Annotated in this window: 29 protein-coding genes; 26 read left to right on the top strand and 3 right to left on the bottom strand. The window is 47.0% G+C overall.

Annotation, left to right across the window (positions count from 1 at the left end; genetic code table 11):
• Nucleotides 1-179: 179 nt before the first annotated feature.
• On the top strand, nucleotides 180-2,903 hold the full coding sequence (locus AC286M_RS34255; protein WP_488208660.1) for a DUF4347 domain-containing protein: 2,724 nt from the start codon (nucleotides 180-182) through the stop codon (nucleotides 2,901-2,903).
• A 97-nt stretch (nucleotides 2,904-3,000) separates the two neighbouring features.
• Here the strand turns inward: AC286M_RS34255 and AC286M_RS34250 are convergent, their stop codons facing one another.
• The 3 genes from AC286M_RS34250 to AC286M_RS34240 form a co-directional block, all read right to left on the bottom strand.
• Nucleotides 3,001-4,863, bottom strand: a complete 1,863-nt coding sequence (locus AC286M_RS34250; protein WP_488208659.1) for a R3H domain-containing nucleic acid-binding protein — start codon at nucleotides 4,861-4,863, stop codon at nucleotides 3,001-3,003.
• Between the two features lie 102 nt (nucleotides 4,864-4,965).
• Entirely contained in the window at nucleotides 4,966-6,411 is a 1,446-nt protein-coding gene (gene ldpA, locus AC286M_RS34245) for a circadian clock protein LdpA (RefSeq protein ID WP_488208658.1), read from the bottom strand.
• A 668-nt stretch (nucleotides 6,412-7,079) separates the two neighbouring features.
• Entirely contained in the window at nucleotides 7,080-7,559 is a 480-nt protein-coding gene (locus AC286M_RS34240) for an NAD(P)H-quinone oxidoreductase subunit N (protein ID WP_488208657.1), read from the bottom strand.
• Between the two features lie 699 nt (nucleotides 7,560-8,258).
• On the opposite strand from AC286M_RS34240, the gene rplC reads away from it, so the two are divergent.
• The 25 genes from rplC (at nucleotide 8,259) to AC286M_RS34115 (ending at nucleotide 21,969) form a co-directional block, all read left to right on the top strand.
• Nucleotides 8,259-8,894 carry a 50S ribosomal protein L3 gene (gene rplC, locus AC286M_RS34235; protein ID WP_488208656.1) on the top strand — a complete coding sequence of 212 codons (636 nt, stop codon included), beginning with the start codon at nucleotides 8,259-8,261 and terminating at the stop codon, nucleotides 8,892-8,894.
• Nucleotides 8,895-8,961: 67 nt separating this feature from the next.
• Nucleotides 8,962-9,597 carry a 50S ribosomal protein L4 gene (rplD, locus tag AC286M_RS34230; RefSeq protein ID WP_488208655.1) on the top strand — a complete coding sequence of 212 codons (636 nt, stop codon included), beginning with the start codon at nucleotides 8,962-8,964 and terminating at the stop codon, nucleotides 9,595-9,597.
• Nucleotides 9,587-9,895 (top strand): 50S ribosomal protein L23, encoded by a 309-nt coding sequence (locus AC286M_RS34225; RefSeq protein ID WP_488208654.1) that lies wholly within the window; start codon nucleotides 9,587-9,589, stop codon nucleotides 9,893-9,895. The genes rplD and AC286M_RS34225 overlap by 11 nt, the downstream gene beginning before the upstream one ends.
• A 67-nt stretch (nucleotides 9,896-9,962) precedes the next feature.
• Nucleotides 9,963-10,826 carry a 50S ribosomal protein L2 gene (gene rplB / locus AC286M_RS34220; protein ID WP_488208653.1) on the top strand — a complete coding sequence of 288 codons (864 nt, stop codon included), beginning with the start codon at nucleotides 9,963-9,965 and terminating at the stop codon, nucleotides 10,824-10,826.
• A gap of 90 nt (nucleotides 10,827-10,916) precedes the next feature.
• On the top strand, nucleotides 10,917-11,195 hold the full coding sequence (rpsS, locus tag AC286M_RS34215; RefSeq protein ID WP_488208652.1) for a 30S ribosomal protein S19: 279 nt from the start codon (nucleotides 10,917-10,919) through the stop codon (nucleotides 11,193-11,195).
• Between the two features lie 53 nt (nucleotides 11,196-11,248).
• Nucleotides 11,249-11,611, top strand: a complete 363-nt coding sequence (gene rplV, locus AC286M_RS34210) for a 50S ribosomal protein L22 (RefSeq protein ID WP_488208651.1) — start codon at nucleotides 11,249-11,251, stop codon at nucleotides 11,609-11,611.
• A 53-nt stretch (nucleotides 11,612-11,664) separates the two neighbouring features.
• Nucleotides 11,665-12,396: a 30S ribosomal protein S3 gene (rpsC, locus tag AC286M_RS34205; RefSeq protein ID WP_488208650.1), complete on the top strand. Its 732-nt coding sequence runs from the start codon at nucleotides 11,665-11,667 to the stop codon at nucleotides 12,394-12,396.
• 68 nt (nucleotides 12,397-12,464) lie between these two features.
• Nucleotides 12,465-12,884, top strand: coding sequence for a 50S ribosomal protein L16 (rplP, locus tag AC286M_RS34200; RefSeq protein ID WP_488208649.1), 420 nt, complete (start codon nucleotides 12,465-12,467; stop codon nucleotides 12,882-12,884).
• Nucleotides 12,885-12,887: 3 nt separating this feature from the next.
• Nucleotides 12,888-13,193 (top strand): 50S ribosomal protein L29, encoded by a 306-nt coding sequence (rpmC, locus tag AC286M_RS34195; protein ID WP_488208648.1) that lies wholly within the window; start codon nucleotides 12,888-12,890, stop codon nucleotides 13,191-13,193.
• A gap of 14 nt (nucleotides 13,194-13,207) precedes the next feature.
• Nucleotides 13,208-13,459: a 30S ribosomal protein S17 gene (gene rpsQ / locus AC286M_RS34190; RefSeq protein ID WP_488208647.1), complete on the top strand. Its 252-nt coding sequence runs from the start codon at nucleotides 13,208-13,210 to the stop codon at nucleotides 13,457-13,459.
• Between the two features lie 20 nt (nucleotides 13,460-13,479).
• A complete protein-coding gene (rplN, locus tag AC286M_RS34185; RefSeq protein ID WP_488208646.1) occupies nucleotides 13,480-13,845 on the top strand; it encodes a 50S ribosomal protein L14 in 366 nt (121 codons plus the stop codon).
• Nucleotides 13,845-14,186, top strand: coding sequence for a 50S ribosomal protein L24 (gene rplX / locus AC286M_RS34180; RefSeq protein WP_488208645.1), 342 nt, complete (start codon nucleotides 13,845-13,847; stop codon nucleotides 14,184-14,186). The genes rplN and rplX overlap by 1 nt, the downstream gene beginning before the upstream one ends.
• A 76-nt stretch (nucleotides 14,187-14,262) precedes the next feature.
• Nucleotides 14,263-14,808, top strand: coding sequence for a 50S ribosomal protein L5 (rplE, locus tag AC286M_RS34175; RefSeq protein WP_488208644.1), 546 nt, complete (start codon nucleotides 14,263-14,265; stop codon nucleotides 14,806-14,808).
• A gap of 25 nt (nucleotides 14,809-14,833) precedes the next feature.
• Nucleotides 14,834-15,235, top strand: coding sequence for a 30S ribosomal protein S8 (gene rpsH / locus AC286M_RS34170; RefSeq protein ID WP_488208643.1), 402 nt, complete (start codon nucleotides 14,834-14,836; stop codon nucleotides 15,233-15,235).
• 96 nt (nucleotides 15,236-15,331) lie between these two features.
• Nucleotides 15,332-15,871: a 50S ribosomal protein L6 gene (gene rplF, locus AC286M_RS34165; protein ID WP_488208642.1), complete on the top strand. Its 540-nt coding sequence runs from the start codon at nucleotides 15,332-15,334 to the stop codon at nucleotides 15,869-15,871.
• A 2-nt stretch (nucleotides 15,872-15,873) separates the two neighbouring features.
• A complete protein-coding gene (rplR, locus tag AC286M_RS34160; RefSeq protein WP_488208641.1) occupies nucleotides 15,874-16,239 on the top strand; it encodes a 50S ribosomal protein L18 in 366 nt (121 codons plus the stop codon).
• Nucleotides 16,240-16,318: 79 nt separating this feature from the next.
• Nucleotides 16,319-16,840, top strand: a complete 522-nt coding sequence (gene rpsE, locus AC286M_RS34155; protein WP_488208640.1) for a 30S ribosomal protein S5 — start codon at nucleotides 16,319-16,321, stop codon at nucleotides 16,838-16,840.
• Nucleotides 16,841-16,914: 74 nt separating this feature from the next.
• On the top strand, nucleotides 16,915-17,361 hold the full coding sequence (gene rplO, locus AC286M_RS34150) for a 50S ribosomal protein L15 (protein ID WP_488208639.1): 447 nt from the start codon (nucleotides 16,915-16,917) through the stop codon (nucleotides 17,359-17,361).
• Nucleotides 17,362-17,538: 177 nt separating this feature from the next.
• The gene (gene secY, locus AC286M_RS34145; protein WP_488208638.1) at nucleotides 17,539-18,798 is read left to right on the top strand and encodes a preprotein translocase subunit SecY; all 1,260 of its coding nucleotides are present in this window, start codon (nucleotides 17,539-17,541) and stop codon (nucleotides 18,796-18,798) included.
• Complete coding sequence (locus tag AC286M_RS34140) at nucleotides 18,798-19,358, top strand: adenylate kinase (RefSeq protein WP_488208637.1); 561 nt, start codon at nucleotides 18,798-18,800, stop codon at nucleotides 19,356-19,358. Before secY ends, AC286M_RS34140 begins: the two co-directional genes overlap by 1 nt.
• Nucleotides 19,359-19,484: 126 nt before the next feature.
• Nucleotides 19,485-19,709, top strand: a complete 225-nt coding sequence (gene infA, locus AC286M_RS34135) for a translation initiation factor IF-1 (RefSeq protein WP_006276978.1) — start codon at nucleotides 19,485-19,487, stop codon at nucleotides 19,707-19,709.
• A 155-nt stretch (nucleotides 19,710-19,864) separates the two neighbouring features.
• The gene (gene rpmJ / locus AC286M_RS34130; RefSeq protein ID WP_488208636.1) at nucleotides 19,865-19,978 is read left to right on the top strand and encodes a 50S ribosomal protein L36; all 114 of its coding nucleotides are present in this window, start codon (nucleotides 19,865-19,867) and stop codon (nucleotides 19,976-19,978) included.
• A 60-nt stretch (nucleotides 19,979-20,038) separates the two neighbouring features.
• Nucleotides 20,039-20,419 carry a 30S ribosomal protein S13 gene (rpsM, locus tag AC286M_RS34125; RefSeq protein ID WP_488208635.1) on the top strand — a complete coding sequence of 127 codons (381 nt, stop codon included), beginning with the start codon at nucleotides 20,039-20,041 and terminating at the stop codon, nucleotides 20,417-20,419.
• Between the two features lie 73 nt (nucleotides 20,420-20,492).
• Complete coding sequence (gene rpsK / locus AC286M_RS34120) at nucleotides 20,493-20,888, top strand: 30S ribosomal protein S11 (RefSeq protein WP_488208634.1); 396 nt, start codon at nucleotides 20,493-20,495, stop codon at nucleotides 20,886-20,888.
• Nucleotides 20,889-21,021: 133 nt separating this feature from the next.
• A complete protein-coding gene (locus AC286M_RS34115) occupies nucleotides 21,022-21,969 on the top strand; it encodes a DNA-directed RNA polymerase subunit alpha (protein WP_488208633.1) in 948 nt (315 codons plus the stop codon).
• Nucleotides 21,970-22,000 lie beyond the last annotated feature (31 nt).

Genomic DNA, 22,000 nt, shown 5'->3' with positions numbered 1-22,000 from the left:
TAAAAGTACCAATTCACACCTAATTAGAACTATCTCTACAGTTAAGTATTTACACGTAGGCGAGGGCAGATAGAGTTACAAAAATCGTTAGATTATTTCAGGAAATGGGAATGCTAGCACTGTCGCCTCATAAGATTGCGAATTCTAGAGCCAGCTAAAAAATTGCCATGTTAACGCAGATGTCTACATCAAAGGTTGAATACACGATGAGCAAGCAGATTCTGATTGTTGATTCTCAGGTGCCTGATTACCAGCAGCTTCTTGCTGGTACCCATCCTGATTTTGAAATCGCTGTTCTTGATCCGTATCAGGATGGCATTCTCCAAATTACCAATATCCTCCATGCTTACGGCTCAACCGATGATCAAAGACCTCTCTCAGTCCATCTCATTGCACACGGTGCACCTGGCGGGTTGTATCTAGGCAATAGCCAGCTTAATCTCAACACACTCAACCACTACTCAGAACACCTGCGTTCCTGGTTTTTGGCCCACCACAATTCAGAATTATTGATTTACGGCTGTAATGTTGCTGCTGGAGATGCAGGCGAAGAGTTTATCAACGAGCTGCATCAACTCACCACTGTCAATATAGCGGCTTCCAGTACTCCTATTGGTAATCCTGCATTAGGTGGTAACTGGATCTTAGACGCTCACATTGGTGAAGTTCAGCCGCAACTTGCTTTTCGAGCAGAAGCTATTGAGCAGTATCAGCACGTCCTAGAAGCTGTTCGAGTAGCCGTTGCAGGTCTTACTACAGGTGACAGCAGCGGTTTGCAAGCCATTGTTAATCAGCTCAATAACGATACCTATTTTGACTTTACAGCCGTTTTAGTTACCCCAGACGGACTGGATTCTGAGGCTGAGCTTAATAACTACGATGTTGTCGTTATTGGCAACGATGGTAGTACTCCGTCGGGTGATAGCTTTAGCGTATTTGGTTCTGCACTCGCTAGCTGGGTTCAAGCTGGCGGTGGATTAGTTGCAGCAGGTTGGTCTGTGTATGGATCAATCGCAAGTAATGCCAACGAAGTTGCACTTGATGCGGTGATTCCGGTTGTCACAACCGGCGCGAATCCTGACTACGGCTTCTTATCTCCAGGTGATGCCATCACTATTACAGATGCGGCACACCCAGTTACCCAGGGTGTATCTAACTTTGTGATTGGAGCAAACGAGTTTGCTGAATATCCGTTTGTAGTGAACGCTGAGGGCACCATCTTAGCGAAAAGTGATACAGACGCAACTGTAGTCATTGGTGAGTATGGCTCAGGTCGATCTGTTTATCTTAGTCCATCCTACTCAGTAGGTTCCAGTGCATCATTGCGTACTGGTGAAGCCGATCAGCTCCTTGAACAAGCTGTTGCTTGGGCATCGAGCCAAATTCTAGTCGAAAGCCCTGACGAAACATTTGAGACGGGTGACTTTAGTCGACTGCCCTGGGAATTTGGTGGCAGTGCTAATTGGACGATTGGTTCAAATGCTAGCACTGGCAGCTTTAGCGCCCAATCTGGTACGATTGGCGCTCTTCAATCCTCTTCGATGTCTATCACATTGGAAATCGTCGAAGCCGGTACAGTTTCGTTTGACTGGAGTGTCTCTTCTGAAAGTGGAGCAGATTTCCTCAAATTTTATATTGATGGAGTCGAGCAAGATTCCATCTCTGGGAATCAGTCTTATCAGGTCTTTTCTACATCAGTTTTAGCAGGCGAACGTACATTTACCTGGTCATACGAGAAAAACGGAGGTGTTAATTCTGGATCAGATCGGGGTTTTGTTGACAATATTTTTCTACCACCCTCAGACTTAAACAACGCTCCAGTTTTTACATCGCCTACATCAGTTTCAGTAGAGGAAAATACGCTGCTAGCAATTGATGTTAATGCAACTGATGTTGATAGTAATCCCATTACCTATTCCATCAGCAGTAGCACTGAAGCGAACAATATAGATGCATTACGCTTTTCTATTGATCCGACTACAGGAGAACTCAGTTTTGTTAATTCTCCCAATTTTGAAGCTCCTACTGATGCCAATACGGACAATGTTTATTTAGTCGAAGTCGTAGCGGATGATGGTGTAGGTGGCACCTCAACTCAATCTCTATCAATCACTGTTACAGATGATGTCAACGAGGCTAACGGTGTTACAGATTTCGACGGTGATAATCAGCCTGACATTGTCTGGCGCAACGCTAGTCGAGGATTGACCAACATCTGGTTTACTGATGGCTCCGAAAAACTAGGAGGTGGCCCCGCCGGTGATACGGTCTCCAGCCCAGATTGGACAACTGTCGGAGTCGGTGATTTTGACAACGATGGCCAGCGCAACGATATCCTCTGGCGCAACACGGCAGATGGTCGCAATGTCGTCTGGTTCATGGATGGTGTCAACAAAGTTGGGAGTACTCCACTCGAGAACGTTACCACCAGCTGGCAAATCCAAGGCGTCGGTGACTTTGACCACTCCGGCTTTGCTGATGACATCCTCTGGCGCAATCAGACCACTGGCAAAACGATTGTCTGGACTATGAATGGCACCACAAGGGTCGGCAACATTGACTTTGGCACAGTCAGCACCGCTTGGAAAGCTCAGGGTGTGGGTGATTTTGAAGCCAATGGCAACATTGACGACATCGTCTGGCGCAACTATCAAACGGGGCAGACTCTGGTTTGGACGACCGATGGCACCCAGAGGACTGGCAACTTCACTTTTAGCAATACAGCTCCGACGAGTTGGGAAGTCGAAGGTGTGAGTGATTTGGATGGAGATGGAGTGGTTGATGACCTGCTGTGGTTCAATGAGTCGAACTACAATGCTGTGAGCTGGTTTATCGACAATGGAGTCAAGACGGGTAATTCTATTGTGGCTTCGGCTGGTGCCGGTTGGGATGCAGTGATTTAGTACCGTAAACAGCTATTGGCGAAACGCACGCATTGCGTGCATTTCGCCAATAGATAGAATTGGCTGTACTTGTAAATTCCAAGCAGTCAACCATCTATTAAGCCGGATAAATGCGTAAGCGGCGATTGGGTTCATCGCCAAAACTAGATGATTGAAGCCGATAGTGTTCAATTAACTCGTGCTGCATTTTGCGGACTTTAGCAGAACGGGGTAACAGTTCAACAGGCTGTCCTTTGGGAATGACGATCTGCTCGACCGCTAACCGTGCCTCTTCTAAAGCTTCGATTTCATCATCTGCGCCGCTGTGGGAAAACAGCTCCAAGTTGACTGCTTCAGGTGTAGACATGTCATCCATATCCAGCATCCGCTGCATGCCGCGTACGATTTGCGGTACGGTGTTGGATTTAACGGTATGTACAGGAATTTGCCGATTTTTGGCCAGCATGCGAATTTTCGAATGGCCTTTCAAGTGCGATCGCAACGCTAAAATCGCGTCGGCGGAATCTAAATCCTTAGTTAAGACAACAGGTAGGTTGAGCGTTCGGATCACCCGCTCAACTTGCTGTCGGCTGATGCCGTATGGATATAGATGCAGCAGATCTTCGCCATTTGGCCCGACTGCGGACAAGCGACCTGAATCGGCTTGCATAGGGCTGGTTTGCATGTCCCCTGCCAATGACTGATCCAGCATCTGCGTAAAGTCTTGCTGAGCGTCTGGATAGAGGGGACGAACGGTATCCCGCCGCTTTGTCCAACTCCGGTACGGTAGCGGTGCCATCTGGCCAGAAGAACGCCATCCTGAGACATCACTACTTAACTCGTTGGTGCGAGCTGGGCGCTTTAGCATTGCCGGGGTGGAATCCGATAGCTCATGGGTGATGACAACTTTCCCGTTCTCGCTTACAGTACGCACCTGCGGATTCGGACGCCGACCCCGCAGCAAGCTATCGACTGTTTGGGCAACGTCTTCATGAACAACCCAGCGCTGCCGCTCTAGCATTTCTACGGCAATATCGAAGGTTGGTGGTGCTTTTCGCTCTAGCACGCTCTTTTGACTACCGCGTCGTCGTGCCTCTTCATCACCCAGCGTAACCGACTGAATCCCACCGACCAGATCGGATAGGGTCGGGTTCTTGATTAGGTTTTCGATTTGATTACCGTGAGCCGTTCCGACGAGTTGAACACCGCGTTCAGCAATTGTTCTGGCCGCTAATGCCTCTAGTTCAGTACCGATTTCATCAATGATAATGACCTCTGGCATATGGTTTTCCACGGCTTCAATCATGACCTTATGCTGAAGCTCAGGCTGTGCAACCTGCATGCGGCGCGCCCGACCGATTGCAGGATGAGGAATATCGCCATCGCCGGCAATCTCGTTGGATGTATCGATAATGACTACTCGCTTTTGCAGATCATCGGCTAAGACACGGGCAATTTCTCGTAGAGCGGTTGTCTTGCCAACACCCGGTCGCCCCAGCAGCAGAATAGACTGGCCTGTCTCTACCAAATCGCGGATCATGCCAATGGTGCCAAATACGGCACGCCCCACTCGGCAGGTTAAACCAATGATGTCTCCCGCCCGATTGCGCATGGCGCTGATCCGGTGGAGGGTTTGCTCGATTCCAGCCCGATTATCACCGCTGAACATGCCGACTCGATCAACGCAGTGCTGTAAATCGGTACGCGAGACAGGAACATCTGATAGATATTCAACTGAGTCTGAAAAGCGTGCTTCTGGGCGACGGCCAACATCTAAAACCACTTCGATGAGCTGGTTCCGTTGAGCATGATTGGTTAAACGACGCTGCAAATCGAGCGGCAAGATCGACAGTAGCTGATCTAAATCATCAGTAATTTGGGTTTTGGCAATCTTTGTCCCAGCTTTTTTCTCAGCTTTCTCAGCAACTTCAGCTGGATTAGAATCGGTTAAATCAGAGCGATGGCTATCAAATTGACTCATGGACTCAAAAACTAACTCAATTGTGTTAGAGAAGGTAATATCAAATCCGTCCATGAAAATCGCATTTGCTATCAGCTGAATACACACGATACGTGCGTTTTGCTAAACAGCATCTGAGGATTTTATAGCCGGATTACTGGCAAATGACTCTTTAATTTGAGCAACGAGAGATCGCGCTAATTGAACTGCCGAGATCAATTCCGGTGTGATCAATTTTTGTGTGACCGATGTGGGCATCCAATCACTCCTAGATGGCGCGATCGCATTTGGACTTTCAAGCGTTGAGGACTGAGATTGGGATGGTGACTGACCTCCTAAGGTGGGTTGAAAACTGGGCTGTATCGGCTGCTGGGCTATGTTATGGGTGGTAACAGAATGTGGCATCTGCTCAACTGCAAGCCGATTAGCAAGATTGGATGGATCACGGGTTAGCTCAGTATTCAGCATCGGAGTTAGATGAGCTTCTAAATAGGATGTCGAATCATAAGCGTGAAACGATAGTTCAGCTTGGTCTAACCGTTCAATTGCCTCAGCCAATAAAGTTCTAGCGTAACTACCATAGGCAACACCTGCCACATACCGCTGTGATGATTGCTGAGAGTTCTGCCAATGCCTCCAGACAGATTCTTGAGGCTCTGGTAGAGCAAGTAGGTTTTGCGATCGCAACTTCTCAACTGTGTAATGATTGGTGCCGCCTGCTAGCTGGACATATCCCGGCAGGTCAGATGCCAATACTTTTTGACCCAGTCGAATCGCAGCATGGGTTGTCCCCATGCCAATATCCCCACTCATCGGACGACCATCGGTTTGCCAAACCAAGGCAGTGGGTAATGGCGACATCAGCTCATATAGCGATCGCAGATAGTCCAGCACATTGGGCGCGTCCGGACAGCTGACGGCCACTAGTTTCAGTTGCGGCACCCAAGGCAAAACCGCCTGCCATAACCGCTTAAAGTGCTCAAAGTGCCCCACCTGCGTATGAATTTCAATTGCATCGACTTGGGGAAAAATTAAAGGTGCGATCGCGGATGGATTGGATACATACGAGTGAGTCTGAATATTTTGTACGGGACAAATGGGTAAGCAGCGACCACAGCCGTAGCACAGCTCTTCAATCACACCCGCTTGAGCTGTTTGCGCCTCTTGTCCTTGTCTGTTTGAGAAAATAGGCTGGGTTGGAAACGTGATGGCTTGAGCTGGGCAAATCTGTTCACAAGGACGAGGGCAATCCGACGGACAATGCTCTGCATCAAAATAAGCCTTGCGGAAGTGTGGATCTTCTCCATCATTCAGGCTAACCATTAGCCAAGGTTGCCCAGCAAAAAATGGCCACATGTTAGGTAAAGCAGTGGCCATTTCGTGGCTTAATTGAAGCGCTTTGCGTGCAGCGGCAACCACCGCCGGATCGGCAGCAACATCAATACAGTCTGCACCAGCTAAGGCATAGGCCAGCGTCAAGTGATGCACGGCTGGCAAATGCTGAAAACTTGCACCACAGATAAGCTTAAACCAGTGTCCTGCTTGCAGAGACTTTAAAGGGCATTGCAATCTATCCACCCCTTCATGCTAGTCGTTTCTACTGAAAATGACGAGGTTCGACCAACATTATTCTCTCACTCCGATGCTACTTTCCTTTTGTAGCCAAGCTCACATATTGCACACATCAATTGAAACCATGACGCTCAATAACTGGGACAAGCTTTTTGTGAAAATGACAGCTCAGTAGCGATAGCGAAAGAGGAGACTCGCACTCGCAAGTCTCCTCTTTCATCGGTATATTAAATATTCAATTTTGCCCGTATCAGCAGCTTGCTTACGGACGATTCCGATCTTGATTAGAGTCAGGATTCGCTGGATTTCCAGATTGGCCTGACTTGTCATCTCTAGCGCGTGTGCCTGCGCCTTGCAAACGACCCGGTTTACCCTGGTTTGGTGGGTTATATCCGCTCATAAATAGCTCCAATAGCATACGACATGGGTTGGCAAGAACTTTGCACATCGGGGCAGGAAGGCTCCATGTTTTGTGGTGCGATGCCCATTGTGTGCTGGGCAAGATCCCAAACTGCCAACTACGACATTCAGATGACCCTACCCCTCAAGCTTAGCTCTACCTTAGGCAAAACTCACTTTTCACGTTATGCAACGTAAGCTTGGTGTGCCACGCCCTGATAGGGTCTTTGCAAATTGGAGCTTATATGGTACGGACTCGCTCAAGCCTAAACTGCAGTTGCGATCGCATTCTCAAGTGGCGTCCAGCGAAAATAGCGCTCTCCACCACATTCCAGTATCACTTTGATGCGAGGCTCCATCTTGGGCAGCGAAACAAGATACTGCTTCTCTTGCCGAGTTAAGACTGTCCCTTCCAGAATCCACAGCACAAGCCCTTTTTTCTTGGCATCCAAATGCTCAAGCTGGTATGTTGCCACGGGCGGAATATAGTATACGTATCCCACAGCCGCTCCAGAACTGGTGCTCTTTTTGCCTAAGTGGGGTGGACGTACACCATGGACATCAGTCAAATAGGCTGAAACATCACCTAATCCGCGCGCTGTCAAATTGAGGGTTTCATAACCTGCGGCCCGCAGCCTACGCTGATATCGTCCTTCAAAACCACCTTCCAAAGGGACATAGACAGCTAACGCCCCGCTGGTTTCCAACTCACGGATAAACTTTTTCCCGGTTGTCAGTAGTGCCATAAAAATGCCTGCTCAACACCTTTGACTGCAATTGCGCTTAGTAGTTGATGCTTTACTTCTGCTCACTATCGCATCTGGGCATCACGTTATAGCGGATGCACATAGATGCAATTCGTAAGTCGTCAACGCCAAACATCATTAATAATATAAACGCTTAACCAGCACCTATCCTGCATCTAACATTGCTGATTCTCATAGATCACTATAATATTCCTTTGTCTTTATTGCTCTACATCCAGCGGGCAATATTGCCTGAAATTGAGTCTCAGACTAGGCTTTGGTGAAACCAGTTGTCGATAATTGCCAGAATATTTGCGATCGCATCCAAAAAAAATCATCAGATTAGTGGACAAAGCCGAAAACTTAGACTATATTATTTAATTGTCGCCAAAAATGACTAGAGATGTTCATTCGAGTGCTGCTCTAGTCGAGATACTGGGTTGCCTCGGCTTCCCAAGTCTCCCAGGCGAACACGTTCCGAGTTTAAGTTACAGATGAGTCTGAGCTGCAAATGCAGCTAGGGTTGGGTGACCCCTGAGGCTATGTGACTGAGTTGCATGGTCTTACGCTTTTGCCTGAGTATATGACCATCTTGCACTTCGCGATTTAGCAGCGATTCTTAGGTTCGTGCAGTTGTTGGATCCAATCTGTGCATTGTGATCCTTTTTGCGGTGTTCAGACAAAAGGAGACTACTTATCGTGTCTGTTGGAATTCTTGGCACCAAGTTGGGAATGACCCAAGTCTTTGATGATGAGGGTCGTGCAATTCCAGTAACAGTTGTGCAGGCTGGTCCATGCACGGTTACCCAGGTGAAAACGCAAGAAACTGACGGTTATTCGGCTATTCAAATTGGCTATGGCGAAGTTGCCCAAAAGGCATTAACTAAGCCAGAACTAGGTCATTTGGCTAAGGCAGAGGCTTCTCCCCTGCGCCACCTAAAAGAATTCCGCGTCAGTGATATTTCATCCTATGAACTGGGACAATCTTTGACGGTTGATCTCTTTGAAAATGGTCAGCTTGTGGACGTTGTTGGAACCAGTATTGGTAAAGGTTTTGCTGGTTACCAAAAGCGCCATAACTTCCGCCGAGGCCCAATGGCGCATGGCTCTAAAAACCATCGTTTACCCGGCTCCACAGGCGCTGGAACAACACCGGGTCGGGTTTATCCAGGCAAACGGATGGCAGGGCGTCTTGGTGGCACCAGGGTTACTGTACGAAAGTTGACCGTGGTTCGAGTTGACGCCGAACGGAATCTTCTTCTGATCAAGGGAGCAGTTCCAGGCAAGGCTGGAGCTTTTCTAACGATTGAACCGGCAACAATTGTAGGCAAGTAGTTTGTAAGTAGCTTGATTAAGGGTTCGCTGAGTTAATCAAGGCAGATAGAGATAGGGGATGGCGGAAATGGTTGAATGTGTTGTGCGAGATTGGCAAGGAAAAGAATCCGGCCAAACCATCGCTTTAGACTTGCGAGTTGCATCAGAAGAGAATGCTGCTCATGTTGTTCACCGGGCGTTAATTCGGCAGATGAACAATGCACGCCAAGGAACTGCTTCGAGTAAGACTCGTGCAGAGGTTCGTGGTGGTGGACGTAAACCCTGGAGGCAAAAAGGAACAGGCCGAGCCAGAGCTGGTTCAATCCGTTCTCCTCTATGGCGGGGTGGTGGTGTCATCTTTGGTCCTAAGCCACGGGATTACAGCGTCAAAATGAACCGCAAAGAGCGGCGTTTGGCTCTGAGAACCGCACTGCAAAGCCGAGCTGAGGATTTGGTTGTGGTTGAAGAGTTTGCGAGTGAATTTTCTCGGCCTAAGACCAAGGATCTGGTCGCAGCTCTATCTCGTTGGGGGGCTAACTCAGGCGATAAGGTTTTGCTGGTTTTGGCTGAACGTTCTGAGGAAGTCTATCTGTCTGCGCGCAACGTCGCAAACCTCAAGCTTATCCTGGCTACAAATCTGAATGTCTATGACATCTTGTCAGCAGACCGAGTTGTAGCGACTGCTTCTGCTCTAGAGAAAATTCAGGAGGTATATGGTGACTAGTCTTCCAGATGCGGGACAACTCGCAAGCATCGTCCGTCGTCCAATCGTGACCGAAAAGGCGACGCTATTGCTAGAGAATAACCAGTACACATTTGAAGTATCTCCACAAGCTACCAAGCCTGAAATTAAAGCAGCGATTGAGTCTCTATTTGACGTGAAAGTTGTCGGAGTCAGTACTCATCGTCCTCCTCGCAAGAAAAGACGGATCGGTCGGTTTGCTGGATATCGTCCGCACTATAAGCGAGCAATCGTGACTCTCCGAGACGGTGACTCCATCAACCTCTTCCCTGAGGTTTAGCCTGATTAATGCAGGACTAGTTGCTTGATTTTGAATTATTTAGCAGAGCAGTTAAGAGAGAAAAAACATGGGTATCCGTTCCTACCGACCCTACACTCCAGGCACGCGTGAGCGTACTGGCTCTGACTTCAGCGAAGTCACCCGCAGTAAGCCAGAAAAATCCTTAACTAAGTCAGTACATCGGTCCAAGGGCCGCAACAATCGCGGTGTAATCACTTGTCGCCATCGTGGTGGTGGTCACAAGCGTCGTTACCGAATCATCGACTTCCGCCGGGACAAGCACAACGTGCCCGCCAAAGTTGCGGCTGTTGAGTACGATCCTAATCGCAATGCCCGAATTGCGCTGCTGCACTATCAAGATGGTGAAAAGCGCTATATTCTTCATCCGGCTAATTTAGAAGTTGGTGCCACAGTCATCGCTGGAGAAGGTGTGCCGATTGAAGTGGGTAATGCAATGCCATTGGCACAGGTTCCTCTAGGAACTGTCGTTCATAATGTGGAGCTTGTACCTGGCAAAGGTGGTCAGATTGTGCGGGCTGCCGGAACTTCAGCTCAGGTGGTGGCTAGAGAAGGCGGGTTCGTGACGTTGAAGCTACCTTCAACCGAAGTTCGTATGGTGCGAGGTCAGTGCTACGCAACCATTGGTGTAGTCGGTAACTCGGAATCCCGCAATGTCAGTTTAGGTAAAGCAGGCCGCACACGCTGGAAAGGCCGTCGTCCTCAGGTTCGTGGTAGTGTTATGAACCCGGTCGATCACCCACATGGTGGTGGTGAGGGTCGTGCTCCAATTGGTCGTTCTGGACCCGTTACACCGTGGGGTAAGCCTGCTCTAGGTGCTAAGACTCGTAAGAAGAAGAAGGCAAGCGATGCGCTGATTGTTCGCCGCCGTCGTCGCTCATCCAAGAGGGGTCGCGGAGGCCGTAACGCCTAATTCATGAATCAACGAATAGCTTGAGTTACCACATTTTTGTTTTCTTCATTGAACTGTTGTTAGTTTGCTGATGCCATTAGGTTTAAAGCCATGTCGCAATCGCTAAAAAAAGGTCCTTTCGTTTCTGATAAATTACTATCCAAGATTGAGGTTCTGAATTCAAAAAATGAGAAGCAGGTGATTAAAACATGGTCACGAGCTTCGACAATTCTGCCTCAGATGATTGGTCATACCATCGCAGTCCATAACGGTCGGCAGCATGTACCTGTTTATGTGACCGAGCAAATGGTTGGCCATAAGCTAGGAGAATTTGCTCCTACCCGTACCTTTAAAGGACATGCGAAAAGTGATAAAAAGGCGCGTCGCTAAGCAACTAGCTTAGAGACGTCAGCAAAATCATTCTGCTAGAGCTAGGGGAAATTATGGCTATCAATACAACAGAAGAAACAAAAGCAGTTGCTCGATATATTCGCATGTCGCCGCGCAAAGCTCGTCGTGTTTTGGATCAGATTCGAGGCCGTTCTTATCGAGAGGCTCTAATCATTCTAGAGTTCATGCCTTATCGTGCCTGTGAACCAATCCTCAAGGTGCTAAGATCCGCTGTCGCTAATGCTGAACATAATTTGGGGTTGAATCCTGCTGATTTAGTGGTGAGCCGCGCTTATGCTGATCAAGGTTCGACTTTACGGCGTTATCGGCCTAGGGCTCAAGGAAGGGCATATCAAATCCGCAAGCCAACCTGTCACATCACGGTTGCTGTGGCACCAAGCTCTGATAGAGATTAGCAATCCAAGTCATCTCTAAGTTTTTAGCATTACATTTGACAGAGGACGTATCCGTGGGACAAAAAATTCATCCAATTGGATTTAGATTAGGCGTTACGCAAGAACATCGCTCTCGTTGGTTTGCAGAAGGGCAAGCTTATCCCCAACTCCTGCAAGAGGATCACCTAATTCGGAACTATATCAATAAGAATTTGAGCAGTGCCGGGATTTCTGAAGTGCTCATCGAGCGTAAGGCTGATCAGATCGACCTTGAAGTTCGTACTGCTCGACCTGGTGTCGTTGTAGGGCGTGGTGGTAGTGGTATTGAGCAGCTACGGACTGGTTTGCAGCGAGTTCTTGAGGACAGTGATCGGCAAATCCGGATCAACGTTGTAGAAGTAGCGCGAGTCGATGCTGATGCATCTCTTGTGGCTGATTATATTGTCCAGCAGCTAGAGCGCCGTGTTTCATTTCGCCGAGTAGTTCGCCAAGCCATTCAACGCGCTCAACGCGCTGGCGTTCAGGGAATTAAGATTCAGGTGGCTGGTCGCTTGAATGGTGCTGAAATTGCTCGTTCAGAATGGACGCGTGATGGTCGTGTGCCACTGCATACGTTGCGAGCCAATATTGACTACTCCTATAAGACCGCGCAAACCACTTACGGAATATTGGGTATCAAAGTCTGGATCTTCAAGGGTGAGGTTATTCCTGGTCAAGAGGATGAATTTGCATCAGGCGCGCCACAGCCACGTCGAAAGCGGTCAGGTCGTAGGCAACAGTACGAAGATCGCTCTAGCGAGAGTTGATTGAATAAACCTGGTTGCACCGGTTAACTTGTCTCGGATTATGTAATCGTTCATCTTTGTAGAGAATTATGCTAAGTCCCAGAAGAACAAAATTTCGTAAGCAGCATCGTGGACGAATGCGCGGTATGGCAACTCGCGGCAATAATGTCAATTTTGGCGATTTTGCGCTGCAGGCTTTAGAACCTTCATGGATCACCTCTCGTCAAATTGAGGCTGCTCGTCGAGCAATGACTCGATATATTCGACGGGGTGGAAAAATCTGGATTCGAGTTTTTCCTGATAAGCCAGTAACGATGCGTCCAGCCGAAACCCGGATGGGTTCTGGTAAAGGCAACCCAGAATATTGGGTAGCTGTGGTAAAGCCAGGTCGCATCTTATTTGAAATTGCTGGTGTTCCTGAAGAAACAGCCCGTGAAGCTATGCGTTTAGCTTCGTTTAAGCTGCCAATTAAGACCAAGTTTATTGCTCGTGAGACGGAGGAATCATAGGTCATGGCTCTTCCAAAGATTAGTGAAATCAGAGATTTAAGCGCTGAAGATTTGAATGAGCAGATTCAAGCCGCGAGAAAGCAGCTTTTTGATTTGCGTTTTCAGAAGGCAACCCGCCAACTAGAAGGCAGCCATCAGTTTAAGCACACTCGCCATCGCTTGGCACAGCTTTTGACGGTTCAACGTGAACAGCAGCTTGAGCAGGCGTCTACTCAAACGGTGGATTCTAAATCTGCAAAAGTAAATTCAGAATCGACACCAGCAGCCAAAGCTGCGGATTTGAAGACAAGTGCTTCTGAAGAGGAATAAGGGGATAGCTGGATATGGCAACTAAAGAACGGGTTGGACTAGTTGTAAGTGACAAGATGGATAAGACGGTTGTTGTAGCAGTTGAGAACCGTGCGCCCCATCCCAAGTACCGCAAGATCATGGTTCGCACTCAGCGCTATAAAGTTCATGATGAGAATAATGAGTGCAAGATTGGCGATCGAGTCAGAATTCAGGAAACTCGTCCTTTAAGCCGTACGAAGCGCTGGGTCGTAACTGAAGTAGTTGAAAGCGTTGGGAACGCTTAAGGGGTTAAAAGAGGCTAGTCATGATTCAACAAGAGTCGATGCTAAATGTAGCGGACAATAGCGGAGCACGTAAGCTGATGTGTATCCGAGTATTGGGTGGTAATCGGCGCTACGCAAACGTAGGTGATGTTGTAATTGCAGTTGTGAAAGATGCCATTCCTAATATGGCAATCAAGAAGTCGGATGTTGTTCGAGCGGTGATTGTTCGAACTAAAAAGGGGCTACGGCGCGAAAGCGGTATGAGTATCCGATTTGATGACAATGCTGCGGTGATCATTAATCCAGAAGGTAATCCTCGGGGTACGCGTGTATTTGGCCCAGTGGCGCGTGAGCTTCGAGACAAGAACTTTACTAAGATTGTGTCTCTAGCACCGGAGGTATTGTGATGGCTAAACAGGCCAAAACGAAGCATAAAATGCATGTCAAGAAAGGCGATACTGTGCAGGTAATCGCAGGTCGTGATAAAGGCAAAGTTGGTGAGATTTTGGTTGCGATTCCGGAATCCAGCCAGGTGGTAGTCGAAGGTGTTAACGTTCGAACTAAGCACACTAAACCTCAACAAGAAGGTGAATCTGGGCAAATTATTACGTTTGAGGCTCCAATTCATAGCTCTAACGTGATGCTTTATTCCACTAAAGAAAAGGTGGCTAGTCGGTTCAATTACACCTTCACTGAAGACGGACGTAAAGTTCGGCAGCTGAAAAAAACTGGCGAAGTCATCGATTAATAGCTGAGATCAATTTAAACAGCTATACAGAATATTTAGTTCCCTGACCAAGCCCAGGGTAAGGAAGCAAAGATTAATGTCACAAAATCTCAAGCAACGATATCTAGAGACAATTGTTCCGAAACTGATGGATGAGTTCAAGTACTCCAATATCCATCAAGTTCCGAAGATTGAAAAGGTAACGGTAAATCGCGGATTAGGAGAAGCCTCGCAAAACGCAAAGGCTCTTGAATCATCTATTACAGAAATTGCCGTTATCACTGGGCAAAAGCCCGTGGTAACTCGAGCCAAGAAAGCGATCGCAGGTTTCAAGATCAGGCAAGGAATGCCAGTCGGAGTAATGGTAACGTTGCGTTCTGAGCGGATGTATGCCTTCTTGGATCGATTGATTGGTTTGGCATTACCTCGAATCCGAGACTTTCGAGGTGTAAGTCCTAAGAGTTTTGATGGTCGTGGAAATTATACGTTAGGGATCCGAGAGCAGTTGCTGTTTCCGGAAATCGACTACGACAACATTGATCAGATCCGAGGAATGGATATTTCAATCGTTACAACGGCCCAGACTGATGAAGAAGGTCGGGCATTGCTCAGAGAAATGGGCATGCCATTTCGGGAAAGTTGAGGCAGGTTCAGTTTAAGAGGGAACTATGGCGGCTAACGACACAATTGCGGACATGCTAACTCGCATTAGAAATTCAACACTAGCTCGACATCAAACGACTAGTGTTCCTTCCACCCGGATGACTCGTAATATTGCACGAGTCTTAAAAGAGGAAGGATTCATCAATGACTACGCTGAGTCAGGCGAAGGCGTAAAGAAAGAGCTAGTTTTATCTCTTAAATATAAGGGTAAAACTCGTCGCCCCACGATTAGTAATTTAATTCGTGTGAGTAAGCCTGGATTGCGTGTCTACTCAAACCGAAAAGAACTTCCAAGAGTTTTGGGTGGAATTGGCATTGCAATCATCTCGACTTCTAAAGGAATTATGACGGATCGAGATGCTAGGCAACAGGGAATTGGTGGTGAAGTCCTTTGTTACGTCTGGTAATTCTTTTCACTTCATCTTGGGAGATGAATATGGTGAAGGCCATTTTCTTAGCCACTAAATTTTGTTAGATGCCGAGTTTTGTCGGAGATTGGAGTCATGTCTCGTATTGGTAAGCGTCCAATTAGTATTCCTCAAAAGGTCACTGTTTCAATTGATGGTCAAAATGTTGTAGTCAAGGGGCCGAAGGGAGAGTTGTCTCGAACTCTTCCTTCAGGCGTCATGGTTGAGCAGGATAATGATTCGATCTTAGTCAGGCGTGCAGATGAGTCGCGGGCAGCTCGTCAAAGGCACGGCTTATCTCGTACTCTTGTTGCCAATATGGTTGAGGGAGTTTCAAACGGCTTTGAGCGACGATTAGAGATTCAGGGTGTTGGCTATCGAGCTCAAGTTCAAGGTCGTAACCTAATTCTCAATGTTGGATATAGCAATCCTGTCACGATTGAACCGCCAGATGGAATTCAATTTGCTGTAGAGAATAACACTAACGTGATTGTTAGCGGCATTAATAAAGAAATCGTAGGCAATATTGCTGCAAAAGTGCGAGCTGTTCGTCCTCCTGAACCTTATAAAGGTAAAGGAATTCGGTACTCCGGAGAGTTTGTCAGACGCAAGGCTGGTAAAGCAGGGAAGAAATAAGAATGAAAACGTCTCGTAAACTATCAACACAACGTCGTCACGCTCGTATCCGCCGTAAGCTAACGGGTACTTCTGAGCGCCCTCGCTTGGCTGTCTTTCGTTCTAATCAGCATATCTATGTCCAATTGATTGATGATGCTAATCATCAAACATTGGCTTCAGCCTCAACTGTTGATCCGGAATTGCGTTCTAGTTTGTCGTCTTTAAGCAAGACTTGCGAGTCTTCTGCGCAGGTTGGTCGATTGATTGCAGAGCGTGCGATCGCAAAAGGAATTAAGCAAGTTGTTTTTGACAGAGGTGGCAACCTTTATCATGGACGAGTCAAGGCTCTTGCCGAAGCCGCTCGTGAAGGCGGCCTTAATTTCTAGATAAGGCTTCATCAATCTTGCATCTAAACATCTAAGCCTCCTTGTGGAGCCTAAACCGCACGAACTAAGGAATTTAGCTATGGCACCTCGTAACAAGAAAAGTAAAAGCAGAGAAAAGGAAACAGATTGGCAAGAGCGAGTCGTGCAGATTCGCCGAGTAACCAAAGTTGTCAAAGGTGGTAAAAAGCTGAGCTTTAGAGCCATCGTAGTCGTAGGTAATGAAAGAGGACAAGTTGGCATCGGTGTAGGCAAAGCAAGTGATGTAATTGGAGCCGTAAAGAAAGGTGTTGCAGACGGCAAAAAGCACCTGATTGATGTTCCACTGACAAAGTCCAATTCTATACCTCATCCCTCCAAAGGTCGGGCTGGTGGAGCACGAGTGATGATGCGTCCTGCGGCACCAGGTACAGGGGTAATTGCCGGTGGTGCAGTTAGAACTGTTCTAGAATTAGCGGGTGTTCGCAATATTTTGGCTAAGCAGTTGGGTTCCAACAATCCACTCAATAACGCCCGAGCAGCTGCAGATGCGCTCGCTGCTCTCAGAACCTTTTCAGAAGTGGCTGAAGAGAGAGACATCGCTGTTGAGCGATTGTATGCTTAGCTGTAGGCGACAACAACTTTAACTAGAGCACTGCTGCTCTAACGAAGGCGATTAATGAAGGGAGACAAGCCAAAATGAGACTACAAGATGCATTGCCTAAATCAGGTTCTAGCCATCGTCGACGTCGTGTTGGCCGTGGTATTTCTGCTGGACAAGGAGCAAGCTGCGGATTTGGAATGCGCGGCCAAAAATCTCGCTCTGGCAGTGGTACAAGGCCTGGGTTTGAGGGAGGACAGCTGCCTCTATATCGCCGGATTCCCAAGCTCAAGCATTTTCCAATTGTTAACCAAAGCAACTACACTATTGTCAACGTGGGCCAGTTGTCCGGTTTGAAGGATGGCGCAACTGTAACGTTAGAGTCCTTGATCGAGTCAGGAATTGTTACTTCTAACGATGGCCCTTTAAAAGTTTTAGGGAATGGTAGCGTTGATATAAAGCTTACCGTTATTGCCTCTGCTTTTACAGCTTCAGCAAAGGAAAAAATAGAAGCAGCTGGCGGAAAGTGTGAAAGCTCGTCATGAATAGCTGCTGACAACAACATCGGTTGAAAATGTCATACTAAATAATGCTGGTTATAGTTCAGCGCTATTTACAGCCCTTTTAAACTTATTGACTTCAAACAGCATCATAGAGGTGGCAACATAATGGTAGTCAGTCCAAGAGGTAAGACTCCAACTGCCCAAGAAACGTTTACGCAAATGGCTCAAGCTGCTGGCCTCCGCGGTCGGTTACTTTTAACCATTGGCATGCTTATCATCGTTCGCTTAGGTATCTTTCTTCCGGTTCCTGGAATTGATAGGGATGCTTTTCGAGCTGCGATTGAAAACAGCAATATTGGCGGTGTAATTGGTTTCCTTGACGTGTTTGCAGGTGGTGGACTCAGGGCACTCGGCATCTTTGCCTTAGGGATTATCCCCTACATTAATGCTTCCATCATCATGCAGTTACTTACAGCAGCCATTCCAGCGCTGGAAGATCTCCAGAAAAATGAAGGGGAAGCCGGGAGACGCAAGATTTCTCAAATTACTCGCTATGTTGCTTTGGGCTGGGCACTGCTACAAAGCACTCTGCTATCAACTTTCCTCTTGAGTGAGTATGCCTATGAGCCTGGAGTGATGTTCGTGGCAGAAACAGCTCTAGCGTTAACAGCTGGATCCATGTTTGTTATGTGGGTTGGTGAACTCATAACAGAGCGAGGCATTGGCAATGGAGCATCCTTATTGATTTTCGTCAGTATTGTGTCTACCTTGCCACGCTCTTTAGGCCAAACAATTAGTTTGGCTAGTGAAGATAGTAGTGCTGTGGGAGGTGTGATCATATTACTCCTCGTTTTCTTGGCCATGATTGTTGGAATCGTATTTGTTCAAGAAGGGACAAGGCGGATCCCAATCATCTCTGCTAGGCGGCAAGTTGGTCGGAGATTGTATCAAGAAAAGAGCAGTTACTTACCTTTAAGGCTGAATCAAGGTGGAGTGATGCCAATCATTTTTGCATCTGCTGTGTTGGTTTTGCCCCTCTCTTTGACTCAGTATGTTGAAAACCCAGCCTTGAGCCAGTTTTTGAGCAAATACTTTAGCCCTACTTCTTGGCTCTATGTGTTGATGTACTTGCTGCTCATTCTATTTTTTAGCTACTTCTACGCATCCCTAGTAGTCAATCCCGAAGATATGTCAAAGAATCTCAAAAAAATGGGTGCGAGCATTCCAGGAATTCGTCCTGGTAAGGCAACGAGTGAGTATATCAGCCGTGTACTCAACCGCTTGACATTTCTTGGGGCCGTTTTCTTAGGCTTGGTAGCAGTTATCCCGACAGCAGTTGAAAGTGCAACACGAGTTCAGACATTTCGAGGCTTAGGCGCAACATCTTTGTTGATCTTGGTTGGGGTGGCTATCGATACTGCTAAGCAGATCCAAACTTACGTTATTTCTCAGAGATATGAAGGGATGGTGAAGCAGTAGTGGTCAAGGTCATATTTTTAGGTCCTCCTGGAGCAGGAAAAGGAACTCAGTCTAAGGAAATTGCTACATCATTTGAGATCCCTCATATTTCGACGGGAGACATTCTTCGGCAGGCTGTTGCTAATCAAACTGAACTCGGTAAAGCTGCTCAAACATATATGGAAGAAGGCGAGCTTGTCCCAGATAGCTTGATTTTGGACTTGATCCGCGATCGGCTCGCTCAGCCTGATGCTCAGAAAGGTTGGATATTAGATGGTTTCCCTCGTAATCTTACACAAGCAAAATTCTTAAATGATTTGCTTGGCAAGATTGGTATGGATTATGACTCTGTCGTAAATCTTGAAGTGCCTGATCAGATTTTGGTTGAGCGCTTAGTAGGGCGTGGACGAAATGACGATACCAAAGAGGTAATTGAGCATCGGCTAGATGTATATCGAGAACAAACAGCTCCTGTTATTGGCTTTTATCAAAATCTTCAGAAGCTTGTTTTAATCAATGGAAATCAAGCACTGGAAGACGTTACGAAGGATATTTATCGTAAACTTGCATTGAGTGAATGAGATGTCAAAATAAAAGATCAAAATAGAGAGATTTCTGTTTGCTTGAGCTCTAGGTTTGTTACTAACTATTTATAGCGTTTTGTTTAGTCAAGTTATAGTTTTCACTAGCGTTTAGGAGGGGTTGTCTTGTCAAAACAAGACCTAATTGAGATGGAAGGCACGGTAACCGAATCTTTACCTAATGCCATGTTTCGGGTCGATCTTGATAATGGATTCAATGTCTTAGCTCATATTTCAGGGAAGATACGCCGTAACTATATTAAGATTTTGCCTGGCGATCGCGTTAAGGTGGAATTGACTCCCTATGACCTTACTAAAGGTCGAATAACTTATCGGCTTCGGAAAAAGTAGTGCTCTTATAATCATCGCTCTACAAGTTGGCTGTCTAGTTGAGAACTTTTTGTCCATTGCACACGCTCTGAGATGGAATAGCTTGCTGAGTCCGTATCTCAGAGTTTCTACCATGCCTGATATGATAGTTGATCCGTAGTTTAGTGGAAAGAGACATGAAAGTTAGAGCTTCAGTTCGCAGGATGTGTGAAAAATGCCGAGTCATTCGGCGAAAAGGCCGTGTAATGGTCATTTGCGACAACCCAAAACATAAGCAACGTCAAGGATAGGTAACTGCTATCCAATCTGGTTGGCAGAAAGAATACAGAGGGATTTGAGGAACTTAGAGTATGGCTAGAATAGCTGGAGTAGATCTTCCAAGAGATAAACGGGTTGAGATTGGTTTAACCTACATCTATGGTATTGGTTTAACCCGATCAAAAGAAATTTTAGAAAAAACCAATGTTGATCCCGATATCCGCGTTAAGGACTTGAGCGATGCTCAGGTTGCAGCCTTACGGGAATCAATCGAAGCCAACTATGAGGTTGAAGGTGATCTCCGTCGGCTTGAAAACATGAATGTTAAGCGCCTCATGGATATTGGATCTTATCGAGGACGCCGTCATCGGGCTGGCTTGCCGGTCAGGGGGCAGAACACCAGAACAAATGCTAGAACCCGTCGGGGGACACGTCGAACTGTATCTGGTAAGAAAAAAGCTCCGAAGAAGTAAGTCGATGACATCGAAGGAATTTCCTTCAAGCGCTTCTCCAGCTCAAGTTTTTGAATTCAAGGATTAAAGTACTATGGCACGCCAGTCACCTAAACGCTCAGGTGCACGTAAACAAAAGAAGAATGTTCCAAGTGGTGTGGCTCACATCCAGTCTACTTTTAATAACACTATTGTGAGCATCACTGATGTATCTGGAGAGGTTATTTCCTGGGCCTCTTCTGGTTCTAGTGGATTCAAAGGAGCAAAGAAAGGAACTCCTTTCGCTGCTCAGACAGCAGCAGATTCAGCTGCTCGTCGGGCCATGGATCAAGGAATGCGTCAAATAGAAGTTATGGTCAGTGGGCCTGGTTCAGGTCGAGAAACGGCGATTCGAGCTCTTCAAGGGGCTGGGCTTGAGATTACACTCATCCGAGATGTGACTCCCATACCTCACAATGGATGCCGTCCACCAAAACGTCGGCGCGTTTAATTTTTCTTTTTTGCATGCTGAACAACATTAAGCAAAAGCTGCTGTTGCGAGTTCGAAGACTTTCGATATCATCATTTGCAGTTGTTCACTGCTTGAGAGTGACGGATGGATGACTGTAGCTGGAGGTATTATCATGGCGCATTTTCAGGTTGAATGTTTAGAGTCTACAACTGAGGATGGTCAAGAGCAACATAGTCAGTTTGTTCTAGAACCGTTGGAGCGAGGCCAAGGAACAACAGTAGGGAATGCTCTTAGACGCGTGCTTCTCTCGAATTTAGAAGGTTCGGCGATTACTGCTGTCAGAATTGCAGGTGTAACGCATGAGTTTGCAACTGTGCCCGGTGTTCGTGAAGATGTTCTAGACATCCTTTTAAACATCAAAGAGGTTGTTCTCCGTAGCTATTCGTCTCAGCCTCAAATTGGTCGGCTTCTTGTACAAGGACCTGCCACGGTGACGGCAGGTAACTTTGATTTGCCTTCCGAAGTCGATTTGATTAATGGTGATCAGTACGTTGCTACTGTTGCTGATGGTGCGACTTTGGAGATGGAGTTCCGTATTGAGCGAGGTCGAGGTTATCGCTCGGTTGAGCGTGGCCGTGATGAATCATCTGCACTCGATTTTATGCAAATCGATACTATCTTTATGCCAGTCCGCAGAGTCAACTATACTGTTGAAGATGCAAGGGTGGGGGGATCGCTAGAAAAAGACCGCTTAATCCTTGATATTTGGACTAACGGTAGTCTCACTCCCCAGGAGGCATTAGGTCAAGCTGCAGCCATACTAGTTGATTTGTTTAATCCGCTCAAGGATATTACCGTTGAGCCGACACCAGATGTTGAGCATGAGGAAGAAGATCCGGCTAATCAGATTCCCATTGAGGAGTTGCAACTGTCGGTACGAGCTTATAACTGTCTGAAGCGAGCTCAAATCAACTCTGTTTCTGATCTGCTTGATTACAGCCAAGAAGATCTTCTAGAGATCAAGAATTTTGGACAAAAGTCTGCTGAAGAGGTCATCGAAGCGCTGCAAGTGCGCTTGGGCATTACTCTTCCGTTAGAAAAGCCCGCCAAAAACTCCTAGAGTTTAGCGTGTTCTCCGGGTTTTTACTTGC

The sequence above is a fragment of the Thainema salinarum CENA647 genome (assembly GCF_057732415.1).
Note: the sequence above shows the minus strand (reverse complement) of the source record. Positions and strands in the feature narration are given on the sequence as shown.

Excerpts from the sequence above, each read along its gene's own strand:
- rplE (WP_488208644.1), top strand. The coding sequence starts at position 14,263 with ATGTCACAAAATCTCAAGCAACGATATCTAGAGACAATTGTTCCGAAA.
- rplF (WP_488208642.1), top strand. The coding sequence starts at position 15,332 with ATGTCTCGTATTGGTAAGCGTCCAATTAGTATTCCTCAAAAGGTCACT.
- rplX (WP_488208645.1), top strand. The coding sequence starts at position 13,845 with ATGGCTAAACAGGCCAAAACGAAGCATAAAATGCATGTCAAGAAAGGC.
- AC286M_RS34250 (WP_488208659.1), bottom strand. The coding sequence starts at position 4,863 with ATGAGTCAATTTGATAGCCATCGCTCTGATTTAACCGATTCTAATCCA.
- rplO (WP_488208639.1), top strand. The coding sequence starts at position 16,915 with ATGAGACTACAAGATGCATTGCCTAAATCAGGTTCTAGCCATCGTCGA.
- rplD (WP_488208655.1), top strand. The coding sequence starts at position 8,962 with ATGGTTGAATGTGTTGTGCGAGATTGGCAAGGAAAAGAATCCGGCCAA.
- rplV (WP_488208651.1), top strand. The coding sequence starts at position 11,249 with ATGGCTATCAATACAACAGAAGAAACAAAAGCAGTTGCTCGATATATT.
- AC286M_RS34240 (WP_488208657.1), bottom strand. The coding sequence starts at position 7,559 with ATGGCACTACTGACAACCGGGAAAAAGTTTATCCGTGAGTTGGAAACC.
- AC286M_RS34225 (WP_488208654.1), top strand. The coding sequence starts at position 9,587 with ATGGTGACTAGTCTTCCAGATGCGGGACAACTCGCAAGCATCGTCCGT.
- rpsE (WP_488208640.1), top strand. The coding sequence starts at position 16,319 with ATGGCACCTCGTAACAAGAAAAGTAAAAGCAGAGAAAAGGAAACAGAT.
- rpsQ (WP_488208647.1), top strand. The coding sequence starts at position 13,208 with ATGGCAACTAAAGAACGGGTTGGACTAGTTGTAAGTGACAAGATGGAT.
- rpmJ (WP_488208636.1), top strand. The coding sequence starts at position 19,865 with ATGAAAGTTAGAGCTTCAGTTCGCAGGATGTGTGAAAAATGCCGAGTC.
- rpsM (WP_488208635.1), top strand. The coding sequence starts at position 20,039 with ATGGCTAGAATAGCTGGAGTAGATCTTCCAAGAGATAAACGGGTTGAG.
- rpsS (WP_488208652.1), top strand. The coding sequence starts at position 10,917 with ATGTCGCAATCGCTAAAAAAAGGTCCTTTCGTTTCTGATAAATTACTA.
- rpsK (WP_488208634.1), top strand. The coding sequence starts at position 20,493 with ATGGCACGCCAGTCACCTAAACGCTCAGGTGCACGTAAACAAAAGAAG.
- AC286M_RS34115 (WP_488208633.1), top strand. The coding sequence starts at position 21,022 with ATGGCGCATTTTCAGGTTGAATGTTTAGAGTCTACAACTGAGGATGGT.
- rplB (WP_488208653.1), top strand. The coding sequence starts at position 9,963 with ATGGGTATCCGTTCCTACCGACCCTACACTCCAGGCACGCGTGAGCGT.
- rplP (WP_488208649.1), top strand. The coding sequence starts at position 12,465 with ATGCTAAGTCCCAGAAGAACAAAATTTCGTAAGCAGCATCGTGGACGA.
- secY (WP_488208638.1), top strand. The coding sequence starts at position 17,539 with ATGGCTCAAGCTGCTGGCCTCCGCGGTCGGTTACTTTTAACCATTGGC.
- rplR (WP_488208641.1), top strand. The coding sequence starts at position 15,874 with ATGAAAACGTCTCGTAAACTATCAACACAACGTCGTCACGCTCGTATC.
- rpsH (WP_488208643.1), top strand. The coding sequence starts at position 14,834 with ATGGCGGCTAACGACACAATTGCGGACATGCTAACTCGCATTAGAAAT.
- rplN (WP_488208646.1), top strand. The coding sequence starts at position 13,480 with ATGATTCAACAAGAGTCGATGCTAAATGTAGCGGACAATAGCGGAGCA.
- AC286M_RS34255 (WP_488208660.1), top strand. The coding sequence starts at position 180 with ATGTCTACATCAAAGGTTGAATACACGATGAGCAAGCAGATTCTGATT.
- rpmC (WP_488208648.1), top strand. The coding sequence starts at position 12,888 with ATGGCTCTTCCAAAGATTAGTGAAATCAGAGATTTAAGCGCTGAAGAT.